Below are 24258 nucleotides of genomic sequence, written 5' to 3'. Positions count from 1 at the left end.
CGTCTGGAAATAAGCCATGAGGCGTCTTCGCCGTATCAAGATTCTCGCGACCCTGGGACCGGCCTCTTCAGACCTCGCGATGATCCGCCGCCTGTTCGAGGCCGGCGCCGACCTGTTTCGCATCAACATGAGCCACACCCCGCATGACAAGATGCGGGAGCTGGTGGCGACGATCCGCAACGTCGAGAGCAGCTATGGCCGGCCGATCGGCATCCTGGTCGACCTGCAGGGCCCGAAGCTCAGGCTCGGCTCCTTCGCCGAAGGCTCGGTGCAGCTGCAGAACGGCCAGACCTTCACGCTGGATTCCGACAAGGCCCCCGGCGACACAACGCGCGTCCACCTGCCGCATCCGGAGATCCTGGCGGCGCTGCGACCCGGCCACGCGCTGCTGCTCGACGACGGCAAGGTGCGCCTGATCGCGGAGGAGACCTCGAAAGAGCACGCGGTGACGCGGGTCGTGGTCGGCGGCAAGATGAGCGACCGCAAGGGCGTCAGCCTGCCCGACACCGACCTGCCGGTCTCCGCCATGACCTCGAAGGACCGCGCCGACCTCGAGGCGGCGCTCGTCACCGGCATCGACTGGATCGCGCTGTCCTTCGTGCAGCGCGCCGACGACGTGATCGAAGCCAAGAAGATGATCCGCGGCCGCGCCGCGGTCATGGCCAAGATCGAGAAGCCGCAGGCGATCGACCGTCTCGCCGACATCATCGAGGCCTCCGACGCGCTGATGGTGGCGCGCGGCGACCTCGGCGTCGAACTGCCGCTCGAGCGCGTGCCGAGCCTGCAGAAGCAGATGACGCGGATGGCGCGCCGCGCCGGCAAGCCGGTGGTGATCGCAACGCAGATGCTGGAATCGATGATCCAGTCGCCGGTGCCGACCCGCGCCGAAGTCTCCGACGTCGCCACCGCCGTCTATGAGGGCGCCGACGCCATCATGCTGTCGGCGGAATCGGCGGCCGGCAAATTCCCGGTCGAGGCGGTCTCGACCATGAACCGCATCGGCGAGGAGGTCGAGCGCGACCCGATTTATCGTTCCGTGCTCACCGCGCAGCGCCCTGCGCCGGAATCCACTGCGGGCGATGCCATTGCCGACGCCGCGCGGCAGATCGCCGAGACGCTCGACCTGCCCGCCTTGATCTGCTGGACCTCATCGGGCTCGACCGCAGTGCGGGTGGCGCGCGAGCGGCCGAAGCCGCCGATCGTGGCGATCACGCCGAACATAACCGCCGGCCGACGGCTCGCGGTGGTCTGGGGCGTGCATTGCGTGGTGGCGGAAGACGCGCGTGACCAGGACGACATGGTCGGCCGCGCCGGCCAGATCGCGTTCCGGGACGGTTTCGTCCGCGCCGGCCAGCGCGTGATCATCGTCGCCGGCGTGCCGCTCGGCATCCCCGGCACCACCAACATGGTGCGCATCGCCTCGGTTGGCCCCGAGGGCGACGCGATCATGTAGGCCCGCCAGGGGACGCCAAACAAAAAGTCGAAAAACAACCCCATGCAAAGTAGCCGGAGGGCCCGGCGAGCCTGCTGTGGTTTTGCGAAAAGACTCGCTCAGTCAACCACCTGAGCGCCGTCAGGCCGGCCGCTTCGTGCACAGGGCGATTTTACGCCCCAACGAGCGCCTTCGCGGTCGGCAGCAGCGTTTGCTGCACCACCAGACCCCGGGCGCGGGCGTCCATGACGCCGACAGCACGCAGCGCCAGCAGCGTCACGGTCTGCACCGCATCGCGCATCTTGACGGGATCGTCGAGATTGTCAGGCGCAAGCGGCCCGACCAGGGCCTCATGCAGCGCGCCGAGCAAGGCGGTGGCGGCGAGTGCGGTGTCCTGCGCCGGCAGGTGACCGGCACGCACGGCGGCGTCGATCCGGGCGGCCATCTCGCCGGCAATCTCCCGCCGGCTGGCAAGGCGGGAGGCGCTGACATCGACATCAACAGGTTCGGCCAGAATGCCCCAGGCCAGCCGCCGCTGCGACAGGGTATGGACCGCTACGGTGGTGACGGCGGCCGCCAGCGCCGAGGATGGCCCCGGCGCGGCATCGGCCGCCCGGCGGATCGCCGCGAGCTCATCGCGGGAGACCTCGGCAATGAGCTCGGAGATCAGCTCGGCCTTTGAGGGGAAGTAGCGGTAGACCGTACCGGCCGCGACATTGGCCCGGACCGCGACGGGCGCGATCTGCACCGCCGCCATCCCGCCTTCCGCTGCAGTCTCCCGTGCCGCCGTCAAGATCGCACTGCGCCGCGCCGCAAGGCGCTTCACCACTTGATGCGTCCGCCGATAAACCATGGCGCGCTTCCTGTCCCACACGCCTGCCGCACGCCCTGCGGCTAAACGCTTCGTCACGCAAAAGATGCAAATCGCCCCGCAAGGACTGAACAACTATTCAGGCGGGATGACAAGATGCAAATGCGTGGGAGCGCCACCGGAGAGGCCGCGCCGCAAACGTCTAAAAGTACTGCGCGCTGGTTGTAAGACCGATAACTACACTTCTTACCACGATCTTAAAGGCGGTCCGTGACTGTACGGTGGTAATGCAATTGCATCTCGGCGCACCATGCTCGACACGGACACCCGGACCGCCTGGCAGCTCTTCCACCTCAACTGGTTTCCGATTCTCGGGATGGCCACCCTGCTGGCGCTCGGCCTCCCCTCGACCGGACTGAGTCTCGAGCCGGTCGCCTACGGTGTGACCCTGGCGATCGCCGCGGCGCTACTCGCGGCCGCCTATGGCCACCGGCTCGTCAAAGGCGAGCTTGCCGATCCGAAGCTGGTGTTTTCGCTCGGCACCATCGGACAGGTCATTCTCACCTGCGCCATTGCCGGACCGCTGAGTTACGTCGCAAGCAAGCTGAACTGGCCGCTCGAGGACCAGTTGCTGCTGGCGATCGACCGCGCGTTGGGCCTCAATCCGGAGCCGATCGCGCGCTACGTCAACGATCATCCCTGGCTCGCGGCCTACCTCGCGCACAGCTACGGACTGATCAAGTTTCCGCTGCTCGGCATTCCCGTCGTACTGGCGCTGACGGCGCGGTATGTGCGGCTGCAATTGTTCATGCTCGCGATGAGCCTCGCAGTCGCAGTCACCATCACGATCTCCGCCGTGGTGCCGGCGATCGGCACCTATTACGCGCTGCAATTACCGGCCGCGCATCTCCCCGAGATCAACACTGCGGTCTATGCCGGACAGCTGCGCGACATGATCGCGCTTCGGACGGCAGCCTGCATGAGCTCCGGCTGCTCTCTCTATCCGGCATCGTCTCGTTTCCGAGCTTTCACGCGGCGTCGGCCGTGCTCTATATGTGGGCGCTGTGGCCGGTGCGTGGCATCGGCGGCATCGTAGCCGTGCTCAGTCTGTTGATGATCGCGGCGACGCCGGTGATCGGCGCACATTTTATCATCGACGTCGCTGCCGGTGCCGCGCTCGCCGCAGCCTCGATCTGGGCCGCGAAATTCTGTCTCGACCGGAGCCGCGGCGTGTGGGTCCGCAGCGCCGGCTTCGTTACGGGCCTTGCCGGCCTGGCCCAAAAGAAAAGAGCCCCGTCAGCGACGAGGCTCTCAGAATTGTCAGGTCGGACGGCCTTACTTGAGGCTGCTCGAGATCGAGGTGAACTTGGCGTTCAGCGTGGTGCCGAGATTGTTGACGACGGTGATGATGGCCAGCGCGATGCCGGCAGCGATCAGGCCGTATTCAATGGCGGTGGCGCCGGATTCATCCTTCAGGAAACGCGCAACGAGGTTCTTCATAGAGTGCTCCAAATGAGTACACGAGGCTACAACTGATCTGGTCTTTTCGGCTTCCCAGCGCCGCCCGACCATGGAACCAAACGTAGAGGCAAAGAATTGCGCCGCAGTTAATTCGTCTGCGTAAACACCGAGCGGTTTGCGTGTATTCGCCGATGGTAAATTGGAATCTAAAACAATCCGTTAAATTTGTCGGGACATGAAACCGGCGTAGCCTGCCGGTTTACCCGAAGTTATGACCGCCCGTGATCCAATGCCGCCCGCTCGGACTGGCGCGCGATGAGATGAATCCGTCATCGCGCTTCAGGTGATTGCTTGAGCATGATTGTCTCGGAAACCGCACACTTTGCGCCAACGCGGCCCGCCGGGTCCGGATCATGCCCGACCGACAAGAACAACAGGACGACGAGGCGGCATGTCACTTTCCTTTGCCAACAGCATCGCGGCGCAGAGCCGCGCGAGGGCCCTAGTGCCGCTCTGCGTCGGCGCCGGCGTCTATCTGTTCTTCCTCTACCTGGGCGACACCCGGCTGCAGGACTCCGACTCGTTCTGGCAGGTCAAGATCGGGCAATGGATCCTCGATCACCGCGCCATGCCCACCACCGACTTCTATTCGTTCACGCGAACGGGCGCGCCATGGATCTCGACGTCGTGGCTGTCGCAGGTGCTGTTCGCCTATTCCCACGCGCAATGGGACTGGGCAGGTCCCGTCATCCTCACCGCGGTCGCGGTCGCGGTCACGGTCGCGATCTTCGTCTATCTGCTAGACGCTCAGATCGAGGCACCACGCGCAGTGCTGTTCGCGATGCTGGCCCTGCTGCTGTCGGCCCATCACGTGCTGGCGCGGCCGCATATCCTGGCGCTGCCCGTCATGGTGGCGTGGGTCGGCCTGCTGATGGCAGCTGCCGACCGCAAGAGCGCGCCATCCTGGTATTGGCTGCCGCTGATGGCGCTCTGGGCGAATTTGCATGGCGGCTTCGTGCTGGGCCTCTTGCTGATCGGCCCGATCGCGCTCGAGGCTGTCGAGCACGCCGAGAAGGGACGACGGTTCCAGCTGTTCATGCGCTGGGTGTTGTTCGGAATCGGTGCTCTGATCGCGAGCTGCTGCACGCCGTATGGCTGGCGGACGCTGCTGGGCGCGACCAATATTCTCGGCCTCGGCGAACTGCTGTCGCTGATCTTCGAATGGATGCCCGCGAACTTCTCCACGTTCACCCCATTCGAAGGCGCCCTGCTCGGCCTGATCGCATTCGGCTATTATCGCGGCCTGGTACTGTCGGCGCCCCGGATCTTCCTAATCCTGTTCCTGACCTGGAGCGCGTTGACCCATGTCAGGAGCATCGAGGCATTTGCGTTCGTGGTGCCGCTCGTGCTGGCAAAGCCGCTCGGCGAGATGTTCCCGCGCCCGGCGCCTGACGCCGCCGGTCCCGGGCGCTGGCCCGCCCGCTATGTCACCGCGCTTGGCGCGCTGATGATCGTGGCGGCGAGCTGGACCTCGACGTCGCTCTACATGGAGCACCACCGCTTCACCTTCACGACGACGCACACGCCGGTTGCGGCCGTCGACGTGCTCGAGCAACGCAAGATGCAGCGCATCTTCAATGCTTATCAGTTCGGCGGCTATCTGATCTCGCGCGATATTCCGGTCTTCGTTGACGGCCGTGCCGAGCTCTATGGCGAGAAATTCGTCATGGACTTCTTCAAGGCGACGGAGGGCAAGAAGCCCGAGCTGCTGCCGCGCCTGCTCGACGAGTACAAGATCGACGCGACGCTCCTGGTTGCCGATGCGCCGGGCCCACAGATCCTCGACCAGCTCAAGGGCTGGAAGCGGATCTATGCGGACGACATCGCGGTGATCCATGTGCGCGACCATGCGGACAGCGCGACCGCGACGCCTTCGAAGTGAGAACCTCCTTGAGGGCGCGTACTCGTAACCGTGAGATGTCCCTCCAAAGGCGACGTGGACGCGACCTGGCACACCACACTCAAACCCCGGCGATCCCGCGACATGTCTTCTTTTGACAGGCCGACTTTGACAATCCCGGATCGGCTCGACTCGGAGCGGTCCGTGGCGATCGCCGTTCTTGCGGTGCTGGCGGCGGTCTCCTTTCTTCCGGTGCTGCTGACCCCCATTCCCGCGATGGTGGATTATCCCAATCACCTTGCCCGCATGTACATCCTGAGCCGGAACGGCACCCCCGACGCCAATCCGTATTACGAGGTGGCCTGGGCCTTCTATCCTAACCTTGGAATGGATCTGCTGGTGCCGCAGCTGGCGCGGCTGATGAGCGTCGAGCACGCCACACGGCTGTTTCTGCTGCTGAGCCAATTGCTGATCGTCGGGGGCGCGCTGCTGCTGGAATGGGCGCGGAAGGGACGGGTTCATCTTGCCGGCTTCGCTGCGCTCGCTTTCCTCTACTGTCTGCCGTTCAGCTGGGGCTTCGTGAATTTCGAGTTTGGCCTCGGCCTCGCCCTCTGGGGCATCGCAATCTACCTGATGCTGGCCGAAGGCCCATGGCCGCTGCGTTTCGTCGCCAACGTGCTGTTCGTCGCTGCGCTGTATGCGGCGCATTTCTTCTCCCTCGGTATCTACGGCGCGACGCTTGGCCTCTACGAGCTCTCGCGCATTCGTCAGCAGCGAACATCGTACCGGGTGGCGACCGCGCGGCTCGGCGCGCTGGCCCTGCCGGCGCTCGTATTGTTTGGGGTCATGCAAATGACTGCGGGCTCGATCGGAAGCGAGGGGACGAGCTGGTTCTTCGGATTCAAGCCGATCTGGCCGCTGCGCATCCTGAACGGCTACAGCCTGACGGCATCGGCAGTGACCGGGCTGGCGCTGATGATCTCGTTGCTTTTCGCCGCAAGGCGCGGCGTCCTCAAGCTCGAACCGGCCGGCCTCTGGCTCGCGATCGGCTTTGGACTGCTCTACCTGGTCATTCCCTCCAAGCTGTTCGGAACCTCGTTCGTCGACCTTCGCGTGATTCCCGCTGCAGCTCTGATCCTGCCGGCCTTCTGCTCGCTGTCGCTGCCGAGCCGGGCCTGGAGAACGGCTGCGCTCGCTGCGATCAGTGGCATCACACTGATCAATCTCGCGGTCGTTTTCGCGGTGTGGCTGCCTTACCGCGCCGACTATGCGGCGATCATCGCCTCGTTCCAGAAGATCGAGCGCGGCTCACGCGTTCTCGTTGGAAGCACGGGCGACAGTCGTGATCCGCCCTTCGCCGACCTCACCTCGTACCCGATGTACTATGCGCCGACGCTGGCCGTGCATTATGCCAACGCGTTCGTACCCAATCTCTTCACGGAAGCGGGCAAGCAGCCCGTGCGGCCACGCGAGGGCGTGCGCCGCCTTGCCATTCCCTACGGAGGACCGGTGCCGTCGGAGCTGCTCACCGCGATTGCGACAAGCCAGCCGCCGGCGGACGTTCCGCCGTTCATCCGCACCTGGTACCGGGACTACGACTATCTCTATGTGCTCGGACCGCCGGCCGCGAACCCGCTGCCGGAACTGCTGGAGGTGCTGGACACCTCGGAGCGATTTGTCCTCTACAAGATCCGCCACAGGTCCTAGACCGAAGCCGCGGCTGCGCAAGCATGGTTAATCGGGCATCGCCATTCCGTTCCGCCTCCGCCCTCAATCGCCCGAGGGCCTAGATCCTTAACAGTTGCGGCAAGGCGACCTTAACCACCGCCGAACTAGACTCCCGCCCCTGCAACCCAGCCGGAATCTCTCGCATGGCGGCCAATTCCAGATCGATCCGCTACAGCCTCGTCATCCCCGTGTTCAACGAGGAAGCCGTGCTGCCGGTCCTGCTGCGCCGGCTCGACCTCGTCTTGTCCCGGCTCGACGGTCCGGCTGAAGCGATCTTCGTCGACGACGGCAGCAGCGATTCCAGCTCGATCGTGCTCCAGGCGCTCGCCAAGCGCGATCCGCGCTTGCGCTATATCGGCCTGTCGCGAAACTTCGGCCATCAGGTCGCCATCACCGCCGGCATGGACGCCGCGGAAGGTGACGCGATCATCGTGATGGATGCCGATTTGCAGGATCCGCCCGAAGTGATCGAGCAATTGATCGCAAAATGGCAGGAAGGCAACGACGTCGTCCACGCCCGCCGCCTGTCACGCGAAGGCGAAAGCCGGTTCAAGCGTGCGACCGCTCATCTGTTCTACCGGCTCCTCGGCAGGATGTCCTCGGTCGGCATCCCCGCCGATGTCGGCGACTTCCGCCTGATCGATCGCAAGGTGCTCGACGCACTCAGGCAGATGCCGGAGCAGGATCGCTTCGTACGCGGCATGATCGCCTGGCTCGGTTTCCGGCAGGCCGAGGTCGCCTTCCACCGTCTCGAGCGCGCTGCGGGCGAAACCAAATACCCGCTGTTCAAGATGGTGCGGCTCGCGGTGAACGCCGCGCTCGGCTTTTCCGATCTGCCCTTGCGGCTTGCAATCTGGTGCGGATTGACGGTTTCGGGACTGGCCCTGCTCTACGGCGGCTGGGTGATCCTGCTGTGGCTCAGCAAGGACAGCCATCTCGTGACCGGCTGGTCGTCGACGATCGTCGTCGTGTCCCTGCTGTGCGGAATCAACATGCTGATGACCGGTATCGTGGGGCTGTATGTCGGCCGAATCCATGCCGAGGTGAAACGCCGTCCGCTCTATGTGGTGCAGACGCGCGCCGGCTTCGATCGCAACGAGGCGGCGGCAGCACCTGCAATCCACGCAGTCAACGAGTGATCCGGCGCATGAGCGAGCTCTTCGACGGCTATCACGCCAACTACCGTGACGTTGTCCAATCCTCGATCGACTTCTCCGGCTTGCCGCATGATTTCTTCATGCGCGCGAAGGCCGATCTGCTGCGCGATCTGATCGCGCAGCGGCTGAACACCGAGAGGCCCGACATGCTGGACGTCGGCTGCGGCGTGGGCAGCCTTCATCCCCTGCTGCACGGCATGGTCGGCTGCTTGAGCGGTATCGACGTTTCGTCGGCCAGCCTGGCGCAGGCCCGCGCGGCCAATAGCGAGGTCGACTACCGCGAGTTTGACGGCCGCACGTTTCCCTTCGAGGACGCCAGCTTCGATCTCGTCACGGCCATCTGCGTGATGCACCACATCGTGCCGGCCGAATGGACGCATTTCATCACCGAGATGCGGCGGGTGGTGCGCCCCGGGGGGCTCGTCTGCGTGATCGAGCACAATCCCTACAACCCGCTGACACGCCTTGCCGTTGCGCGCTGTGAGTTCGACCGGGACGCCGTCCTGCTCAGTGCCGGCAAAGTCCGAAGGCTGATGGCCGCGGGCGGCTTGCGCGAGATCGGCGCGCGCCATTTCCTGCTGCTCCCCTGGGACACCAAACCGGCGCGTCGCCTCGAAGATGCCCTGAGCGGCGTGTCGCTCGGCGGCCAATACGCGGCCTTCGGTACCGTCTGACTTATCTTTGCGGCATATCCCGCCGCTTGTGCACGACCGCCACGTCGTCGCTGTAGACGCGTTGCCACTGCGGCAGCCGGTCGAGCATCGCGACCGCCGGTGTCCGCGGCGCGAGCAGCGTCGCGCCGATGTCGTATTCGTCGAGCAGCTTGAGAAAATCTGCGAGGTCGACCAGCGCCAGGGCGCGATTGTAGCGGTCGATGAACGGCCCGCCATACAGTTCGCCGCGACCATCGATGAAGGTGGGAATGCCGGCAAAGATCAAATAGCCGCCGAAGGAATAATCGTTGAGCACGCGCCCTGCCTTGGCGAGGTCGGCTTGCGCGACGGCAGCCTGGGGGGTGATGACGGGAGCTGGCCGTATGTCGCGCGCCAGCGCCGCCCCGCTCATCGCGATCAAGACGCCGAACGCGGCCAGATTCAGGCCGCGCGACGCGCCCTCCGCATCGTCCGTGATCCGCCCGCCGAACTTCCGACCCAAGGGGGCCGCCAAATAGAGCGGCGCCAGCATGGCCAGCAGATCCGCGTTGCGGACCTGCGCCAATGCGAAATGGAGCAGGCCAATCACTACCAGGGCCCGCACGACCGGCAGCGTCACGCCGCGCGTGAGCGCAAAGATGCCGGCCAGCAGCAGCAACTCGAAGCCACCGACATGGCTGAAATCCTGCGGCCGCCATTCCCCGATCCAGGCGAGCGCAGAGCCGAGGCCGAGTGTCGTCAGCGGCATCAGCAGCGGCTCCGGCCCGTGCGGCGTCAGACAGGACGCTGCGAGGGCAAGGGCCGAGAAGGGCAGCCATCGCAGCAGCACGCGCGGCCATTCGCTTCGCTCCTCACGCAGCAGCGCCTCGAGCACGGCCGGACCGATCAGCCCGAGCGCGAGCACCACGCTGCCATGCAGATTGGTCCACAGCACCAGCAGCGGCAGCGCCCAGTATGGCGGAGGCCCGCCGCGATCCATGCAGCGCACCAGGGCAGCCGCCCAAATCACCATCACCGGCAGCACGAGGACATGTGGCCGCGCCAGCATATGCGGCGCCAACAGGATGACGGCCGCGATCACCATGAGCAGCGTCAGGGCCGGCGAGAGCTCGCGCAGCAGGAAGGAGGTGAACAGGCCAAAGGCGAGCGCTATTGCCGCTGCTGCGACGACGACGACGCCGGGCCAGCCGGACAATGCGTAGGCTCCGGCGTAGACGATTTCCGAGAGCCATTCGAACGTGATCCAGGGCGCGCCATGCTTCGAAAACGAAAAGGGATCGCTCTCCGGCAGGGTGCCATGCGCGATGATCCAACGCCCGACCTCGATATGAGAATAGCTGTCGGGATCACCGAGCAGCCACGGCCCAACGATCAGCAACAGGGCATAGACGCCGAGGCCCACTGCCCAAGGGAGCGCTGCACGTGCCGAAAACGGTTGAACCGCGCTGTGGACGACCTGGTCAGTCATGGCGGGCCAAAATAGGACGCAAGCGTTAAGTTCTTCTTTAGTGATTCCCGCGTTTGCCCCGGAAGCCGCGCGCTTCGCTCGCGCCGGGAACGCCCTGCATCCGCGAACCGCCAGCCAACAAAAAACGCGGCGTTTCCGCCGCGTTTTGCAATCTCACCTGCCGCTCGCGATTACGCCTGCGGCTGCGGTTCCAGGCCGGGATCCGCGTCGGGCCGCGGGCGCGGCGACTTGCCGGCCGGGGGCACCGCGGAGGCGCGCGGCGTGCTCGGCTCGAGCACGGACTCGCGGTTCGGCTTCTTGCCCTTGAGCAGATCGACGATCTCGTCGCCGCTCAGCGTCTCGAACTCGAGCAGGCCCTTGGCGAGAGCTTCGAGATCGGCGCGCTTCTCGGTGAGAATACGCGTCGCTTCGTTGTAGCCCTCTTCCACGAAACGCCGGATCTCGGTGTCGATCTTCTGGACCGTCGCCTCCGATGCGTTCTGGGTGCGCGACACCGACATGCCGAGGAAAACCTCGTCCTGGTTTTCGCCATAGGACACGGTGCCGAGCGCCTCGGACAGGCCCCAGCGCGTCACCATCATCCGGGCCAGACGTGTCGCCTGCTCGATGTCGGAGGACGCACCCGAGGTCACCTTCTCGCGGCCGAAGATCAGCTCTTCGGCGACACGGCCGCCCATCATGATCGCGAGCCGCGAGGTCATCTGCTCCAGAGACATCGACAGCTTGTCGCGCTCGGGCAGCTGCATGACCATGCCGAGCGCACGGCCGCGCGGAATGATGGTCGCCTTGTGGATCGGGTCGGTCGCGACGACGTTGAGGCCGACGATGGCGTGGCCGCCCTCGTGATAGGCCGTCAGCAGCTTCTCTTCCTCGGTCATGACGAGCGATTTGCGCTCGGCGCCCATCATCACCTTGTCTTTGGCCTCTTCGAATTCGGCCTGCGTCACCATCCGCTTGTTGCGGCGGGCGGCGGTCAAAGCGGCCTCGTTGACGAGGTTCATCAGGTCGGCGCCGGAGAAGCCCGGGGTGCCGCGCGCGATGGTCTTGAGGTTGATGTCGGGGGCCAGCGGCACCTTGCGGACGTGAACCTTGAGGATCTGCTCGCGGCCGACGACATCCGGATTGGGTACCACGACCTGGCGGTCGAAGCGGCCCGGACGCAGCAGCGCGGGATCGAGCACATCAGGACGGTTGGTCGCGGCGATCAGGATCACGCCCTCGTTCGCCTCGAAGCCGTCCATCTCGACCAGCAACTGGTTCAGCGTCTGCTCGCGCTCGTCATTGCCGCCGCCGAGGCCTGCGCCACGATGACGACCGACCGCGTCGATTTCATCGATGAAGATGATGCAGGGCGCGTTCTTCTTGGCCTGTTCGAACATGTCGCGGACGCGGCTCGCGCCGACGCCGACGAACATCTCGACGAAGTCAGAACCGGAGATGGTGAAGAACGGCACGTTGGCTTCGCCCGCGACCGCACGCGCGATCAGGGTCTTACCGGTGCCGGGAGGGCCGACCAGCAGCACGCCGCGCGGAATGCGGCCGCCGAGGCGCTGGAATTTGCCGGGGTCGCGCAGGAATTCGACGATTTCCTGAAGGTCCTGCTTGGCCTCGTCGACGCCGGCGACATCCTCGAAGGTGACGCGGCCATGCGCTTCGGTCAGCATCTTGGCGCGCGACTTGCCAAAGCCCATCGCCTTGCCGGCGCCGCCCTGCATCTGCCGCGACAGGAAGATCCACACGCCGATCAGGGCGATGAACGGCAGCCAGGAGACCAGCAGCGAGACGAACCACGGCACGTTGTCGCCCGGCGGCTTCGCGGTGATCTGGACCTTGCTGTCATAGAGGCGCTTCACCAGCGTCGGGTCGCTGGGCGCATAGGTCTGGAAGCTGGAGCCGTTGGTGAAGGTGCCGTGAATGTCCGGCCCCTGGATCACGACGTCGCGCACATTGCCGCGGTCAACCTCGCTGAGGAGCTGCGAGAAGGCGATGTCCTGCGAGGAGGCCCGCTGACCTGGATTCTGAAAGAGCGTGAACAACGCCAAAAGCAGCAAGACAATGATGACCCAGAGGGCGAAATTGCGCAGATTGGCGTTCATCGATCTTCCTTCGTGGTCGCGCGGATCGCGGCCTCATCCTTGGGCTCTACGAGGAAATCCCCAAGGAATCCTCATCGTTAGACGCATACAATTTAGGTGCCGCCCCGGTCGCTGCCAAGGGAACGAGATGGGACTATTTATCCCATCTTAGAGCGATTCCCGCTGAAATAATGGCGACCTGACCGGGGTTTTTCCTGCCTGGTTAAGGTGTCCTGACGGCACGAGGCCGAATTGGCCGGTGTCATGATCCGCCCTCGTCCGCGCCTATCCGCCCTTACGACGCCGGGCCGGCGCCGGTGCGATGTGGATACGCCCGCCGGCAAGGCTGATCAAGGCTCCCGCAAGGGTCTGCCTCAAGGCCGGCCGGCCATTTGCGCCTGCGCGAGGGCTTGCGGCGACGGCCTGGTCGAGCACGGCCAGGAGGGATTCAACCTTGCCGAGTTCCGCAGGCCCTTCATGCCCGAGCGCGTTGATGGCCCGCAGCAGGAGCCGCAGCCGGACCTCCCCCGGCAGGACGGCAAAGGCCGCGGCCTCGAAGCTTCGAACGCCCGCCTGCGGCGCATCGCCGCGATCCCGCAAACGGAGGAAGCGCTCGGCGCCGTCGGCCAGCAGCTCGACCGCCGCATTGGCCCGCGCCAGCCGGGCCGCGAGCCGCACCAGCGTGCGGGCATCTCCACCCTCGGCCGCAAGGAGCGGCAGCAGCGCGCGCAGCCGCGGCCGGGTGAAGGCGGTGTCGCGGTTGGTGGGATCGTCGGCAAAGCCGACCTTGGCCCGCCTCAACGTCGCGATCAGCTGCGACTTCGGGACCTCGAGCAACGGACGCGCCAGCACGATCCCGTCGCGCTCGCTGAGGGAGGCCATTGCCGACAGCCCGGCAAGTCCGCTGCCGCGCAACAGGCGCATCAACAGGGTCTCGGCCTGGTCGTCGCGGGTGTGGGCGGTCAGCACATGGCTCGCGCCGACGGCACGCGCGGCCTGCGCGAGCAGGCGGTAGCGCGCCTCGCGCGCCGCCGCCGGCAGTCCGGTCTTCGGCTTTGCGCCGCGCCAGCGCAGGGTCCGGTGCGGCAATCCGAGCTCAGTGGCGAGCCGCTTGACCTCGCGCGCCTCACGCGCCGCCTCTCGCCGCAGGCCGTGATCGATCGTGACGACGGTGAGACGCGGGCCGCGCGCAAGACTGCGCTGCCAGCGCGCCGCGAGCCACATCAGCGCGACCGAGTCGGGTCCGCCCGATACGGCGAGCACCAGCGCCGGCGCGCTCTTCAGGCCGGCGAAGAGCCGCCTCGCCTCGCGTGTCGAGATCGGAGAATTGTCGTCGTCTGACATGACGCGGCCCTGACATTCGCAGGCGGATGGTTACGATGTCTAGCGCAGCACCATCCGCGTTGTCAGGACCCCGACGTCAGCACTTCACCCGTTTCTGCTCGCGGTCGACCGCAGCTTTGACGCCGGCGGAGGCGCGCGGATATTTGCGGCCGACCTCGCCGAAGGCGGCGCAGGCGGCCTCCTTCTCCTTCAGCGCGGCGAGCGACTGGCCGAGCCGCAGCAGCGCATCCGGGGCCTTGGCCGATTTTTCGTATTTGGTGGTGACGGCGAGGAAGGCTTCCGCGGAGTCCCGATATTGCTGGCGCTGGAAATAGCTCTCGCCGAGCCAGTATTGCGCGTCGCCGAGCAGCGGGTCGCTCGGATATTTCTGCGTGAAGTTCTTCATGGTCTGCTCGGCGAGCGCGTAGTCCTTGCGCTGCATGTAGCCGATGCCGAGGTCGAACTCGTCGCGCGGCGTTGCCGAGGGCGGCAGGGTGGTCAGGCCGGCGCCGCCTGATGGCGCGGGAGAGCCGGATTGGGCCGGCGGATAGCCGGGCTGCGCGGCCGGGGGAGCGGCCTGCTGCTGATAACGGGGGCCGGTGTTGGCGAGATCGAGCGGCTCGCCGGCGCCGCGGCCGCCGGGTGCTCCGGACGGCATCGGCTGCGGGCCGCCGCCGAGCGCGCGCGGCGCACCCGGCGCGTTCGGGTTCTGGTTCGGATCGAAGGCATCGCCGCGGCGGCGCGTGCCGGGGGCGCCGGGCGCCGGCTGTTCCTGAACGATCGGCGCAGAAGCGGCGCTCTGCGGCTGCTCGTAATTCGGCTGCACGGCCTGCTGCTGAGGCTGCTGGCGATAGCCGGGCGCAACCTGACCTGGTCCGACCTGGGCGGGCGGCATCGCCGCGACGTTGGGCGCCTGTCCGGGCGCGCCTTGGGCGCCGCCCTCGAGCGCCCGCAGCCGCTCTTCGAGCTGGCGGTTGCGGTATTGCAGCTCCTCGTTCTGGCCGGTGAGCTGGCGCAGCTGGTTCTCCAGCCGCTCGATCCGCATCTCGGGGTCGGCATCATCCGACTGCGCAAAGACCGACTGCGCAGTTGCGGGCGAACACAAAGAGAGCAGCGCGACGGTTGCCACGGTGCCGGTAATTGCCTTGAATTTCGACATCTTGCCCTGACGACAAAAGCGACGTGGCACACGGCGGACCATTCGCCGCGCCACATAATGAGGAAGGGAGTACGCCAAAAACGTGACTTGAACCAAGGGGTTTTAGGTCACGGTTTGCTGAAACGAAACCGGCGCCCGAGAGGGCGCCGGCATAATCGGTTCTGGAAGATGAACGGCGCCTGACTGAGTGTCAGTATCTCGGCGTCAAGAGCTCGCGTTCAGCACGGTGACGGCACGACGGTTCTGCGACCAGCAGGAGATGTCGTTACAGACGGCGACCGGCCGCTCCTTGCCGTAGGAGATCGTGCGCATGCGGTTCGGATCGATGCCGCGCGAGGCCAGGAACGAACGCACCGACTGGGCTCTCCGGGCGCCGAGCGCGATGTTGTATTCGCGGGTGCCGCGCTCGTCGGCGTGGCCTTCGACGGTGAAGCTGTAGCGCGGATAGGTCTGCAGCCACTGCGCCTGCTTCTCCAGGGTCACGATCGCCTGCGGGGTCAGATCGGTCTGGTCGCTTTCGAAGAACACGCGGTCACCCACGTTGACGACGAAATCCTGCTGACTGCCAGGCGTTGCCGCATTGGCCATCGCATCCGTCGCAGCATTCTTGTTGGCGCAGGCGCCCATCGACAGCGCGACGGCGAGTACCGCGACCAGCTTCAATCCCTGGAGGATACGCATAGGATGTTTCATTCCGGAGCCTCCACGCTCACGTTAGTCCACTGCTGTCCGGTCTACAGGGGGTTGGTTAAGCGAACGTTCCGTCAACCTTGACGGAACCTTGCCTCAGCCGATCAAATGCCCCCAACCAGCGAAAAGCACCCGTCATGGTTAATGGGTTGTAAATGTGGCGCGAGGGTGAAGGCAAGTCGCGCCGGCCGGCAAATACGCCGGCTTTCGCCGGAATTTTGGGCCCAGGGCGTGATGCGTGGCGACGCGCGACGGGTAAAGGGTGGCGGGTAAAGGGCCGAGTCCAGACTCAAACCTGGAGCCGCATCCACGCCACCGCCGACTTTAGGCGTGTGCGGCGTCCGCCACGAGCACCGGCCGCTGCGGCACCTGGCGCTGGCCGCCGCGCCCGAACAGCATCCGCCGCTCGAAGGCAGTCGACCGCATGATCGGATAACGCTCGAACACCTTCTTGCGGAAGGTCGGGAAGTCCGCCGCCATCAGTCCGAACGGCTTGGTAAGGCCGGGAACCAGGCGGGGCTCGGCGATCGTCTCATGCAGGAACACCCGCCGGTAGAAGGCCTGATGCTCGGGACGCACGATGGCGAGGCCGAGATCGGCATTGAAATGCTCGCAGGCCATGTAAGCGAGACGCGTCGTCAGATAGGGCAATTCCGGAACCCGCTTGACCTGGTCGGGATCGGCGACGAAGCGGGTCGGGTCGATCATGACCTCGCCGCGATCGAGCCGCGGCAGCAGGATGTCGGGGAAGACATCGGCCGAGGTGGACTCGCGCCATTCCGACGTCAGCACGCTGATGCGCACCGAGCTGCAGAGCTCACCATGAAGATACACGCCGAAGGTCCACGCGTTCGGCAGCTCGTCGTAGCGGTCGGTCACCCGCGCATCGGCCGAGGGCTTGACCGCGCCTTCCCGCAGATAGGCGCGGTAGCGGAGATTGTAGATCTCCTCCTTCTCCGCGACGGTTTCCGCAAGATGATAATCGACGTCGGTCAGAAGCTCCGCTCCCCGTCCAACAGCCGAAATGACAGATCTGGCTGAGGACTGCATTCCAACTCCTTACCCACACCGACGTCGCGACATTCAAAGGCAATTCCCGCAAGACAACTTGCGCGCGCGCCACGATTTATTAACACCTTCTTAACAAGTATGCAAAGCAATCGAACGGTTAGGGTTAACCTCCGTAGCACTACGGTACCACTGCAACAGCCTGAAATGTTGGGACGTTTCGAGAAACGGACTTAAGCGAAGGAGCGCGAGCTGGCGACGTGGAGCTGGCCTTCACCGCGCCGTCCATGCGAGGCGTTGAGCAGCTGGCGCATCCGCACGGCGGGCACCGGACGGCTGAACAGATAGCCTTGCGCCTCGGAGACGGTGCCGTCGGCGCTGATCAGATCGAGCTGCTCATTGGTCTCAATGCCCTCGACCACGACGGCCATGCCGAGATCGGCGGACAGCCGCGCCACGCCGCGTAGCAGCGTCAGCGGGCGGTCGGTGTCGATGCCTTCGAGGAAGGAGCGGTCGATCTTCACCTTCTGCATCGGGAAATTGTGCAGGTAGCTGAGGCTGGAATAGCCGGTGCCGAAATCGTCGAGCGAGATGCGCACGCCGAGCGCATGCAATTGCGACAGGATGTCGTGGGTCAGCTGGGTGTTGCGCAGCAGCGAGGACTCGGTGATCTCGATCTCCAGCCGATGCGCCGGCAGGCCCGACACCTCCAGCGCGTAGCGGATTTCGCTCAGCACGTCGCGCTGGTGGAATTGCTGCGGCGAAAAGTTGACGGCGACGCTGACGCCCTCCGGCCACTTCATGCATTCCATGCAGGCGCGGCGCAGGATCCAGCGGCCGAGATCGACGATCAGGCCCATGTCCTCGGCGACCGGGATGATGTCGATCGGCGAGACCGTGCCGCGCACCGGGTGATTCCAGCGCAGCAGCGCCTCGCAGGTGGTGATCTTGCCGGACTTCAGATTGACCAGCGGCTGGTAGAACAGCTCGAATTCCTCGTTGGCGAGCGCCTTGCGCAGGTCGAGCTCGAGGATGCGGCGGGCCTCGACGGTCGCCGCCATCTCGTCGCGGAAGAAGCAGAAGGTGCCGCGGCCGTCGGCCTTGGCGCGGTACAGCGCCATGTCGGCGTTCTTGAGCAGCGTATCGGCACTGGCATCGCCCGGCGAGGTCAGCGCGATGCCGACGCTGGCGCCGATCTCGACCAAATGATTGTCGATGCGGTAGCGCTCGCTCAGCCGCTCGACGATGCGGCGGGCCAGCGCGGCGGCGTCCTCGGGCGAGGAGATGTTCTGCTGGAACACGACGAATTCGTCGCCGCCGAAACGGGCGACGAAATCTTCGGGGCGCAGCATTTCGCGCAGACGGTTGGCGACGGCGCACAGCAGCTGGTCGCCGCAGGGATGACCGAGCGTGTCGTTGACCTGCTTGAACTGGTCGAGGTCGACAAAGAGCAGCGCGGAAAGCCGCTCGGCATGATGCGAATTCTTCAGCAGCCGCTCGATCTCGTCGTGGAAGCTGACACGGTTGGGCAGCGCGGTGAGCTCGTCGTAACGGGCGAGATGGCTGATGCGTGCTTCCGCATTGGTGCGTTCGGTGATGTCTTCCAGCAGCAGCACCGTGCCGCCGCCGGTCATCGGCTGGAACGTCCAGGCCAAGGTACGGCCGCGCGAGGAATCCGGATCGGCGGTGACGATCTCGCAGATCCGCGCATGCTCGATCTCGGCCAGGATGAGGTTGCCGCTCTCCGCCGAGATCGACCCGGCGGACACGCAGGCCGCCGCGATATCGGCGGCAGTGGCGCCGCGCTTGACGAGGTCCTCGGGCAAGGCCATCAGCTCGCCGAAACGGTGGTTCATCACCGCAAGGCGGCCGTCGGCGCGGAACATGCACAGCCCGTGCGGCATGTTGTTGAGCGCGGTGTCGAACTGGCTCGCCAGCGCGGATTCGCGGAAGCTCGAGGTCAGCGCCTTGACGAAGATCGCATGCAGGCTGAGGTTGATGTTCTTGAGCCCGATGAAGAAGAACACCAGCAGGATGGCGAGACCGATGTGGTAGAAGCCGCCGTGCAGCAGCAAGGCGAGCGACATCGGACCGCAGGCCAGCGCGACGTGCCACTGGATCACCCGGGGCTGCCCGTAATTGCGGGCGGCGCCGCCCGCAGTGTAGCCGATGCCGATCGCGACACAGAGCATGTCGGCGACCGGATCGTTGTTGTTGTAGATGACGACGAAGGCCCACACACCGAGCACCGCCGCATAACTCAGCGCGCCGATCCAGTAACGCGGCTCCAGGTGCTTGGCCTCTTCGAATGACAGCACCTGGGTGCGGTTTTCATATCCGCGCATCTGGAACGCGCGCGCGGTGCCGATAGCGATCAGCAGAAAGGCGAGCGGCCACAGCCAGACATCGCCCGTCTTCAACGCAGTCATCACCGCGGCCACGGCCGCGGAGGCCGAGCCGAAGAAGATCGCCCAGAAATTCTGCACCATGGAGTTGATGAGAGCGGCGTAGAGTATCGGCTCCAGCTCGTCTCGATCACTCTGCTTCTGGTCGGCCAGTTGCATTGGCTTGTTACGCGTCCTGTTTGGCGCGTAGTCTTACCCAGCCCAGATGAAGTCTTTCTGAGGGAACATCGTTAAAGTCGAGTTGTTTTTCGGTATCAGCGAACCGATTTCCGCTTAAATATCAAGCAACTAGGCAAGCCTTGCCGGGCACAAGGTGAAGGAAGGCTTGCTTTGCGCAGAAAAGTCGAAAAAATCGGCGCGTTTTTCGACAACATCGCGCGTCTGAACGCGCGATGTTTTAGCGCTCTCTTGTCAACCCGCCGTCGAGGATAGCAGCGGCGACCATGCCGGGTCGGAGGCGAAGCCGGGCGTCGGCACCTTGAGCTCGTTGCGGCCGGAGATGTCGACGCTGTACAGCGACGGCCCGCCATTGCCGCCGGGATCGCGGAAGAACATCAGCACGCGGCCGTTCGGCGAGAAGGTCGGGCCTTCATTGTGGAAGCCGGAGGTCAATAGCCGCTCGCCGGAGCCGTCAGGCTTCATGACGCCGATCGAGAACTGCCCGCCGCCCTGCCTGGTGAAGGCGATGTAGTCGCCCTTCGGCGACCACACGGGCGTCGAATAGCTGGCGTTGGTATCGTCCTTGGAGAAGGAGATCCGCTGCGCCTGTCCGCCGCCCGCGGCCATCACATAGATCTGCGACCTGCCGCCACGATCGGACTCGAAGCAGATGCGGGTGCCGTCCGGCGAGTAAGACGGAGACGTGTCGATCGCCGGCGTGTCGGTAAGGCGCGTGGTCGAGCGCGAGCGCAGATCCATCACGAACAAGTTGGAATTGCCGCCCTGCTGCAGGCTCATGATGACGCGCTGGCCGTCCGGCGAGAAGCGCGGCGCAAAGGTCATGCCCGGGAAGTTGCCGACGATCTCGCGCTGGCCGGTCTCGATGTTGAACAGATAGACCTTCGGATCGCCCTGGCCGAACTCCATGTAGGTGATCTCTTGCGAGTTCGGCGAGAAGCGCGGCGTCAGCACGAGATCGGAGCCGCGGGTCAGGTAGCGCACATTGGCGCCGTCCTGATCCATCATCGCGAGCCGCTTGACGCGGCGCTCCTTCGGGCCGCTTTCGTCCACGAACACCACGCGGCTGTCGAAATAGCCCTTCTCGCCGGTCATCCGCTCGTAGATCTGGTCGGAGATGATGTGGGCAATGCGGCGCCAATATTCCGGCGAGGTGAAATATTGCTGGCCGGCGAGCTGCTGGCCGGAGACTACGTCCCACAAACGGAATTCGGCCTTCAGCCGTCCGTCTGACTGCCGCGTCATGCGGCCGGTGACCAGCGCCTGCGCGTTGATGGTCTTCCAGTTCTGGAATTGCGGCGCGACGTCGATGTTGCTGATGCGCTCGATGAAGGCAGCCTGGTCGATCGGGGCAAAGAGGCCCGAACGCTTCAGATTGTTGGTGATGACCTGGGTGACGCCGTTGCCGACGTCGCCGTCGGACGGCGAGCCCGGCACGAAGCCGGTGATCGCGATCGGGATCGGCTGAAACTCAGTCGGGTCGATACGAATTCGCGGCTGGGCCTGCGCGAAGGCTTGTCCGCCTCCGAGCATCGCAAGCGTCGATCCGGCCAGGGTCATGAAGCGGCGGCGGTTCATCGATCGGACGTTATTCATTGCAAAATTCTTTTGTTCGGATGTCACAACATATCTTTCAGGCCGAAAGTCATCGGAATGAGCTTCCAGCTCTCGTACTGCTGCTTCGGCATGAACGAGTAGACCTGACACTGCACGATGGCGCGCCTGGCGCTCTCCGCCACCGCCTGGGCGATCGACCGCGACGGCCCCCTCACCGCGACCACGATGGGTTCGGACGCCAGCGATCCGTCGATCTTCATGGGAATGTCGATGTCGGCTTCGTATTGGTCGGCGTCCTGCCCGTTATAGGTCGGCGTGAAGCAGCGCTTGACCGCGCCCTGGAACGCACCGCGCCAGGTCGCAATGTTGTTGGCGGCAGTGCCGGTCGCCGACCCCAGCGACGCCGAGGCGTTCAGCGCCGTTCCCGTGAGCTCGTGCCGGGTCGCGGCGCGCTTGTCGAGGTCGCGCTGGATCTGCGCAGGATCGAAGCTGCGCTCCTTGGGCTTCGGCTGCTGCTGCGGCTGCACCGCCGCAACCTTCTGCTCCACGGGCTTGGGCGGCGGCTTCTTGGTCTCCAGCTTCTTCTGCAGCTCGGCGATCGGATCTTCCTTGGCCGGATCAGGCTTCTTTTCCTGCGGCTTCGGCTCTTCCTTCGGCTTCGCCTCGGCCACGGGCTTCGGCGGCTCGGGCTTCTTCTCCACCGGCTTCTCGACCGGCTTCGGCGGCGGCTCCGGCTGCGAATTGGTCTTGATCAGCTCTTTCTTCTCGGTGACCTTGCCGACGGCGTCTTCCTCCGGCTTGGGCTCGGCGATCTTCTCGACCTTGGGCTTGGGCTCTTCCTTCTTGCCGGTCTTCTGCCCAGCCATCATCTTCGCGAGCTGATCGGTCGAGATGATGTCGATCGGGAGCGACTCTTCCGGCGCGACGTAGGCCTTGCTGCTAAAGGTGACCAGCCCCCATCCCAGCACGAGGACATGCAGGGCAATCGACGCAACGAGTGTCTTGTCGACCTTCACCTTCACGGCCTACCCCTGATCCGCTTCCGTGACGAGGGCGAGCTTCTTGAATCCGGCGCCGGACAACTGGCCCATCACCCTGGCCACCGTGCCGTAATCCGCCTTCTTGTCGGCGCGCAGATAGATGCGTTCCTCGAGCCCGCCGCGCGCGTCGGTGATCGCCTTCAGCTTGGGCACCAGCTCGTTGATCGCGATCTCTGCGTCGTTGATGAACACCTTGCCCTTGATGTCGATCGACATCTGGATCGGCTTCTGGTCGTTGTTTTCGAGGCTCTTGGCCTGGGTCTGGGGCAGGTCGAGCGGCACGCCGACCGTCAGCATCGGCGCCGACACCATGAAAATGATGAGCAGCACCAGCATCACGTCGACCATCGGCGTGACATTGATCTCGGCCACGACGGGCTTGCGCCGGCCGCGGCGGCCGCCGCCTCCGGACGAACTCGCAACGTTCATCGCCATGATCGCGTGCCCAAATTGCCCTTCACACTATACATGCCGTCCGTCAGCCCCGCTCGTCGATCTGACGCGACAGGATGGCGGAAAATTCATCAGCGAAGCCTTCCAGCCGCTGGGCCTGCCGGTTCACCTCGGAAGTGAACTTATTGTAGAAAATAGTGGCAGGAATGGCGGCGATAAGGCCGACCGCGGTCGCAAACAGCGCCTCCGCGATGCCCGGCGCGACCACCGCCAGAGAGGTATTTTTCGACGCCGCGATCGACTGGAAGCTCGACATGATGCCCCAGACGGTGCCGAACAGGCCGACGAAGGGGCCGGCGGAGCCGACGGTCGCAAGCACCAGCAGGCGGCGTTCCAGCCGCTCGACCTCGCGGGCGATCGAGACGTTCATGACCTTGTCGATGCGCATCTGCAGGCCGGCGACCGAGCGGGCCTGGTTCTCGAACGAGCGCTTCCACTCGCGCATCGCCGCCACGAAACAGGCCGCCATCGAATGCGTCGGCTTGGCCGAGAGGGTGCGATAGAGCTCCTCGATCGATTCGCCGGACCAGAACGCCTGCTCGAAACGGTCCATCGAGCGGCGGGTGCGGGCAAACAGGAAGATCTTGTCGATGGCGATCGCCCAGACCCAGACGGAGCAGGACAGAAGTCCCAGCATCACCGCTTTCACGATCCAGTGAGCCTGCCAGAACAGCGCGATCAGCGACACGTCCGCGGAAGCGGCAACCGGAAGGGCTGACTGAGCCACGTCGGCCGGATTCATAAGCAGTATCCTCTCAAGGCGATCGTTACCCGATGTGCCGGCCAGCAAATGGCTGCCGGTTCCCCAATGGCCGCGCTAGAACCGGCGCGGCCGGCAAGCCCGCTCAAAGCCTTGTCTTTCTGGGTGCAGGGGCTCGTCCAAAGCCGGCCGTCTGCATTCCCTGCCAAGATGTCAAAACTATGGGCCTTTGGCCCCGGGCCTTGACGGGCCCCGACTTCGGGCTTTGGGCGCGACTGTCCGCCCTTACCAGAGCCCGGCGTTGGTTAATGCGAGGTTACCGCAGGCGAATTTGGCTGCGGGAAAGGTAGGCGGCGCAGGCAGTTGGATCGGCTTGTGTCCCGGACACCTGGTCCGGAGGAACCAGCCCTCGCCCGAAAAATTGTCCCAAAAATTACTTTCCGCGAGGTGTTGCCATGTCCATCAACCCCAAGACGACCGCCGCGATCGGCGATCACCCGCTCCACCCCATGCTCATCCCGTTCCCGGTCGCATGCCTGGTCGGCGCGCCCATCGCCGATCTGGCCTTCATCGGAACCGGCGACAATTTCTGGGCCAGAGCCGCGATGTGGCTGATCGGGGCTGGCATCGTCATGGCGCTCGTCGCAGCCGTGGCCGGCTTTACGGACTTCTTCAGCGAGCCCCGCATCCGCCGCCTCAACGATGCCTGGTACCACATGGTCGGCAATCTGGCGGCGGTCGTGCTGGCCCTGATCAATTTCTACCTCCGTTACGCCCAAGGCGCAGAGGCTGCGATCAAGCCGTGGGGCGTGGTGCTCTCCCTGGTCGTGGTCGGCATCCTCCTGTTCACGGGATGGAAGGGCTGGGAGATGGTCTACCGTCATCACGTCGCGGTGCTGGATGCGCCGGGCCAGACCAGCTCGGAACCGGTCACGCCCCAGCATGGCGGCGAGAGCCATCGTCGCGCCGCCTGAGGCAACGGGATGTCGCCGGGGGGCAGACCTCGGCCGCCGTGCTTTCGCTGCTGATCAGGTCGCGCCTCAGCCGCATCTCATGACGTG

At 65.0% G+C, this 24258-nt stretch carries 19 protein-coding genes and 2 pseudogenes; 8 read left to right on the top strand and 13 right to left on the bottom strand.

Translation table 11 applies throughout. The features are described from left to right. Positions 1–16: 16 nt before the first annotated feature. On the top strand, positions 17–1453 hold the full coding sequence (pyk, locus tag CV770_RS20250; RefSeq protein ID WP_018317789.1) for a pyruvate kinase: 1437 nt from the start codon (positions 17–19) through the stop codon (positions 1451–1453). A 151-nt stretch (positions 1454–1604) separates the two neighbouring features. On the opposite strand, the gene CV770_RS20245 is transcribed toward pyk, so the two are convergent. Next, positions 1605–2285, bottom strand: a complete 681-nt coding sequence (locus tag CV770_RS20245) for a TetR/AcrR family transcriptional regulator (RefSeq protein ID WP_091956437.1) — start codon at positions 2283–2285, stop codon at positions 1605–1607. A gap of 268 nt (positions 2286–2553) precedes the next feature. Here CV770_RS20245 and CV770_RS43905 point away from each other — a divergent pair. Then, positions 2554–3105, top strand: a pseudogene (locus CV770_RS43905) (phosphatase PAP2 family protein); the annotation flags it as partial. After that, a pseudogene (locus CV770_RS44055) lies at positions 3045–3380 on the top strand (phosphatase PAP2 family protein); the annotation flags it as partial. The pseudogenes CV770_RS43905 and CV770_RS44055, both read left to right, overlap by 61 nt. 198 nt (positions 3381–3578) lie before the next feature. On the opposite strand, the gene CV770_RS20235 reads toward CV770_RS44055, so the two are convergent. Continuing rightward, entirely contained in the window at positions 3579–3743 is a 165-nt protein-coding gene (locus CV770_RS20235) for a Flp family type IVb pilin (protein ID WP_028140309.1), read from the bottom strand. Positions 3744–4155: 412 nt separating this feature from the next. On the opposite strand from CV770_RS20235, the gene CV770_RS20230 reads away from it, so the two are divergent. The 4 genes from CV770_RS20230 (at position 4156) to CV770_RS20215 (ending at position 9163) form a co-directional block, all read left to right on the top strand. Beyond that, positions 4156–5646 carry a hypothetical protein gene (locus CV770_RS20230; RefSeq protein WP_104463557.1) on the top strand — a complete coding sequence of 497 codons (1491 nt, stop codon included), beginning with the start codon at positions 4156–4158 and terminating at the stop codon, positions 5644–5646. 102 nt (positions 5647–5748) lie between these two features. Continuing rightward, the gene (locus CV770_RS20225) at positions 5749–7311 is read left to right on the top strand and encodes a hypothetical protein (RefSeq protein WP_104463556.1); all 1563 of its coding nucleotides are present in this window, start codon (positions 5749–5751) and stop codon (positions 7309–7311) included. A gap of 164 nt (positions 7312–7475) precedes the next feature. Further along, the gene (locus CV770_RS20220) at positions 7476–8471 is read left to right on the top strand and encodes a glycosyltransferase family 2 protein (RefSeq protein ID WP_104463555.1); all 996 of its coding nucleotides are present in this window, start codon (positions 7476–7478) and stop codon (positions 8469–8471) included. Positions 8472–8479: 8 nt separating this feature from the next. Then, positions 8480–9163, top strand: a complete 684-nt coding sequence (locus CV770_RS20215; protein WP_245453805.1) for a class I SAM-dependent methyltransferase — start codon at positions 8480–8482, stop codon at positions 9161–9163. Between the two features lies 1 nt (position 9164). Here the strand turns inward: CV770_RS20215 and CV770_RS20210 are convergent, their stop codons facing one another. The 11 genes from CV770_RS20210 to tolQ all read right to left on the bottom strand — a co-directional run bounded on the left by CV770_RS20210 (position 9165) and on the right by tolQ (position 23239). Next, positions 9165–10610, bottom strand: coding sequence for a hypothetical protein (locus CV770_RS20210; RefSeq protein ID WP_104463553.1), 1446 nt, complete (start codon positions 10608–10610; stop codon positions 9165–9167). A 170-nt stretch (positions 10611–10780) separates the two neighbouring features. Continuing rightward, positions 10781–12706, bottom strand: coding sequence for an ATP-dependent zinc metalloprotease FtsH (gene ftsH, locus CV770_RS20205; protein WP_018317780.1), 1926 nt, complete (start codon positions 12704–12706; stop codon positions 10781–10783). Positions 12707–12970: 264 nt separating this feature from the next. Next, positions 12971–14029: a tRNA lysidine(34) synthetase TilS gene (tilS, locus tag CV770_RS20200; RefSeq protein ID WP_104463552.1), complete on the bottom strand. Its 1059-nt coding sequence runs from the start codon at positions 14027–14029 to the stop codon at positions 12971–12973. A 76-nt stretch (positions 14030–14105) separates the two neighbouring features. Next, positions 14106–15167, bottom strand: a complete 1062-nt coding sequence (gene ybgF, locus CV770_RS20195) for a tol-pal system protein YbgF (RefSeq protein ID WP_104463551.1) — start codon at positions 15165–15167, stop codon at positions 14106–14108. A gap of 204 nt (positions 15168–15371) precedes the next feature. After that, positions 15372–15860 (bottom strand): peptidoglycan-associated lipoprotein Pal, encoded by a 489-nt coding sequence (gene pal / locus CV770_RS20190; RefSeq protein WP_018317777.1) that lies wholly within the window; start codon positions 15858–15860, stop codon positions 15372–15374. 321 nt (positions 15861–16181) lie between these two features. Next, entirely contained in the window at positions 16182–16907 is a 726-nt protein-coding gene (locus CV770_RS20185; protein WP_018317776.1) for an N-acyl amino acid synthase FeeM domain-containing protein, read from the bottom strand. A gap of 191 nt (positions 16908–17098) precedes the next feature. Continuing rightward, positions 17099–19429: a putative bifunctional diguanylate cyclase/phosphodiesterase gene (locus CV770_RS20180; RefSeq protein WP_104463550.1), complete on the bottom strand. Its 2331-nt coding sequence runs from the start codon at positions 19427–19429 to the stop codon at positions 17099–17101. A 252-nt stretch (positions 19430–19681) separates the two neighbouring features. Continuing rightward, positions 19682–21025 carry a Tol-Pal system beta propeller repeat protein TolB gene (gene tolB, locus CV770_RS20175; RefSeq protein ID WP_201759938.1) on the bottom strand — a complete coding sequence of 448 codons (1344 nt, stop codon included), beginning with the start codon at positions 21023–21025 and terminating at the stop codon, positions 19682–19684. Between the two features lie 41 nt (positions 21026–21066). Further along, positions 21067–22026 (bottom strand): cell envelope integrity protein TolA, encoded by a 960-nt coding sequence (gene tolA / locus CV770_RS20170; RefSeq protein ID WP_091956427.1) that lies wholly within the window; start codon positions 22024–22026, stop codon positions 21067–21069. A 3-nt stretch (positions 22027–22029) separates the two neighbouring features. Continuing rightward, the gene (tolR, locus tag CV770_RS20165; RefSeq protein WP_018317772.1) at positions 22030–22479 is read right to left on the bottom strand and encodes a protein TolR; all 450 of its coding nucleotides are present in this window, start codon (positions 22477–22479) and stop codon (positions 22030–22032) included. A 43-nt stretch (positions 22480–22522) separates the two neighbouring features. Next, the gene (gene tolQ, locus CV770_RS20160; protein ID WP_018317771.1) at positions 22523–23239 is read right to left on the bottom strand and encodes a protein TolQ; all 717 of its coding nucleotides are present in this window, start codon (positions 23237–23239) and stop codon (positions 22523–22525) included. 413 nt (positions 23240–23652) lie between these two features. On the opposite strand from tolQ, the gene CV770_RS20155 reads away from it, so the two are divergent. Beyond that, positions 23653–24171 (top strand): DUF2231 domain-containing protein, encoded by a 519-nt coding sequence (locus CV770_RS20155; RefSeq protein ID WP_104463548.1) that lies wholly within the window; start codon positions 23653–23655, stop codon positions 24169–24171. Positions 24172–24258: the final 87 nt, after the last annotated feature.

Source organism: Bradyrhizobium sp. AC87j1, assembly GCF_002936975.1.
GTDB classification, from domain to species: Bacteria; Pseudomonadota; Alphaproteobacteria; order Rhizobiales; family Xanthobacteraceae; genus Bradyrhizobium; species Bradyrhizobium shewense.
This window is presented reverse-complemented; position numbering and strand designations above follow the sequence as displayed.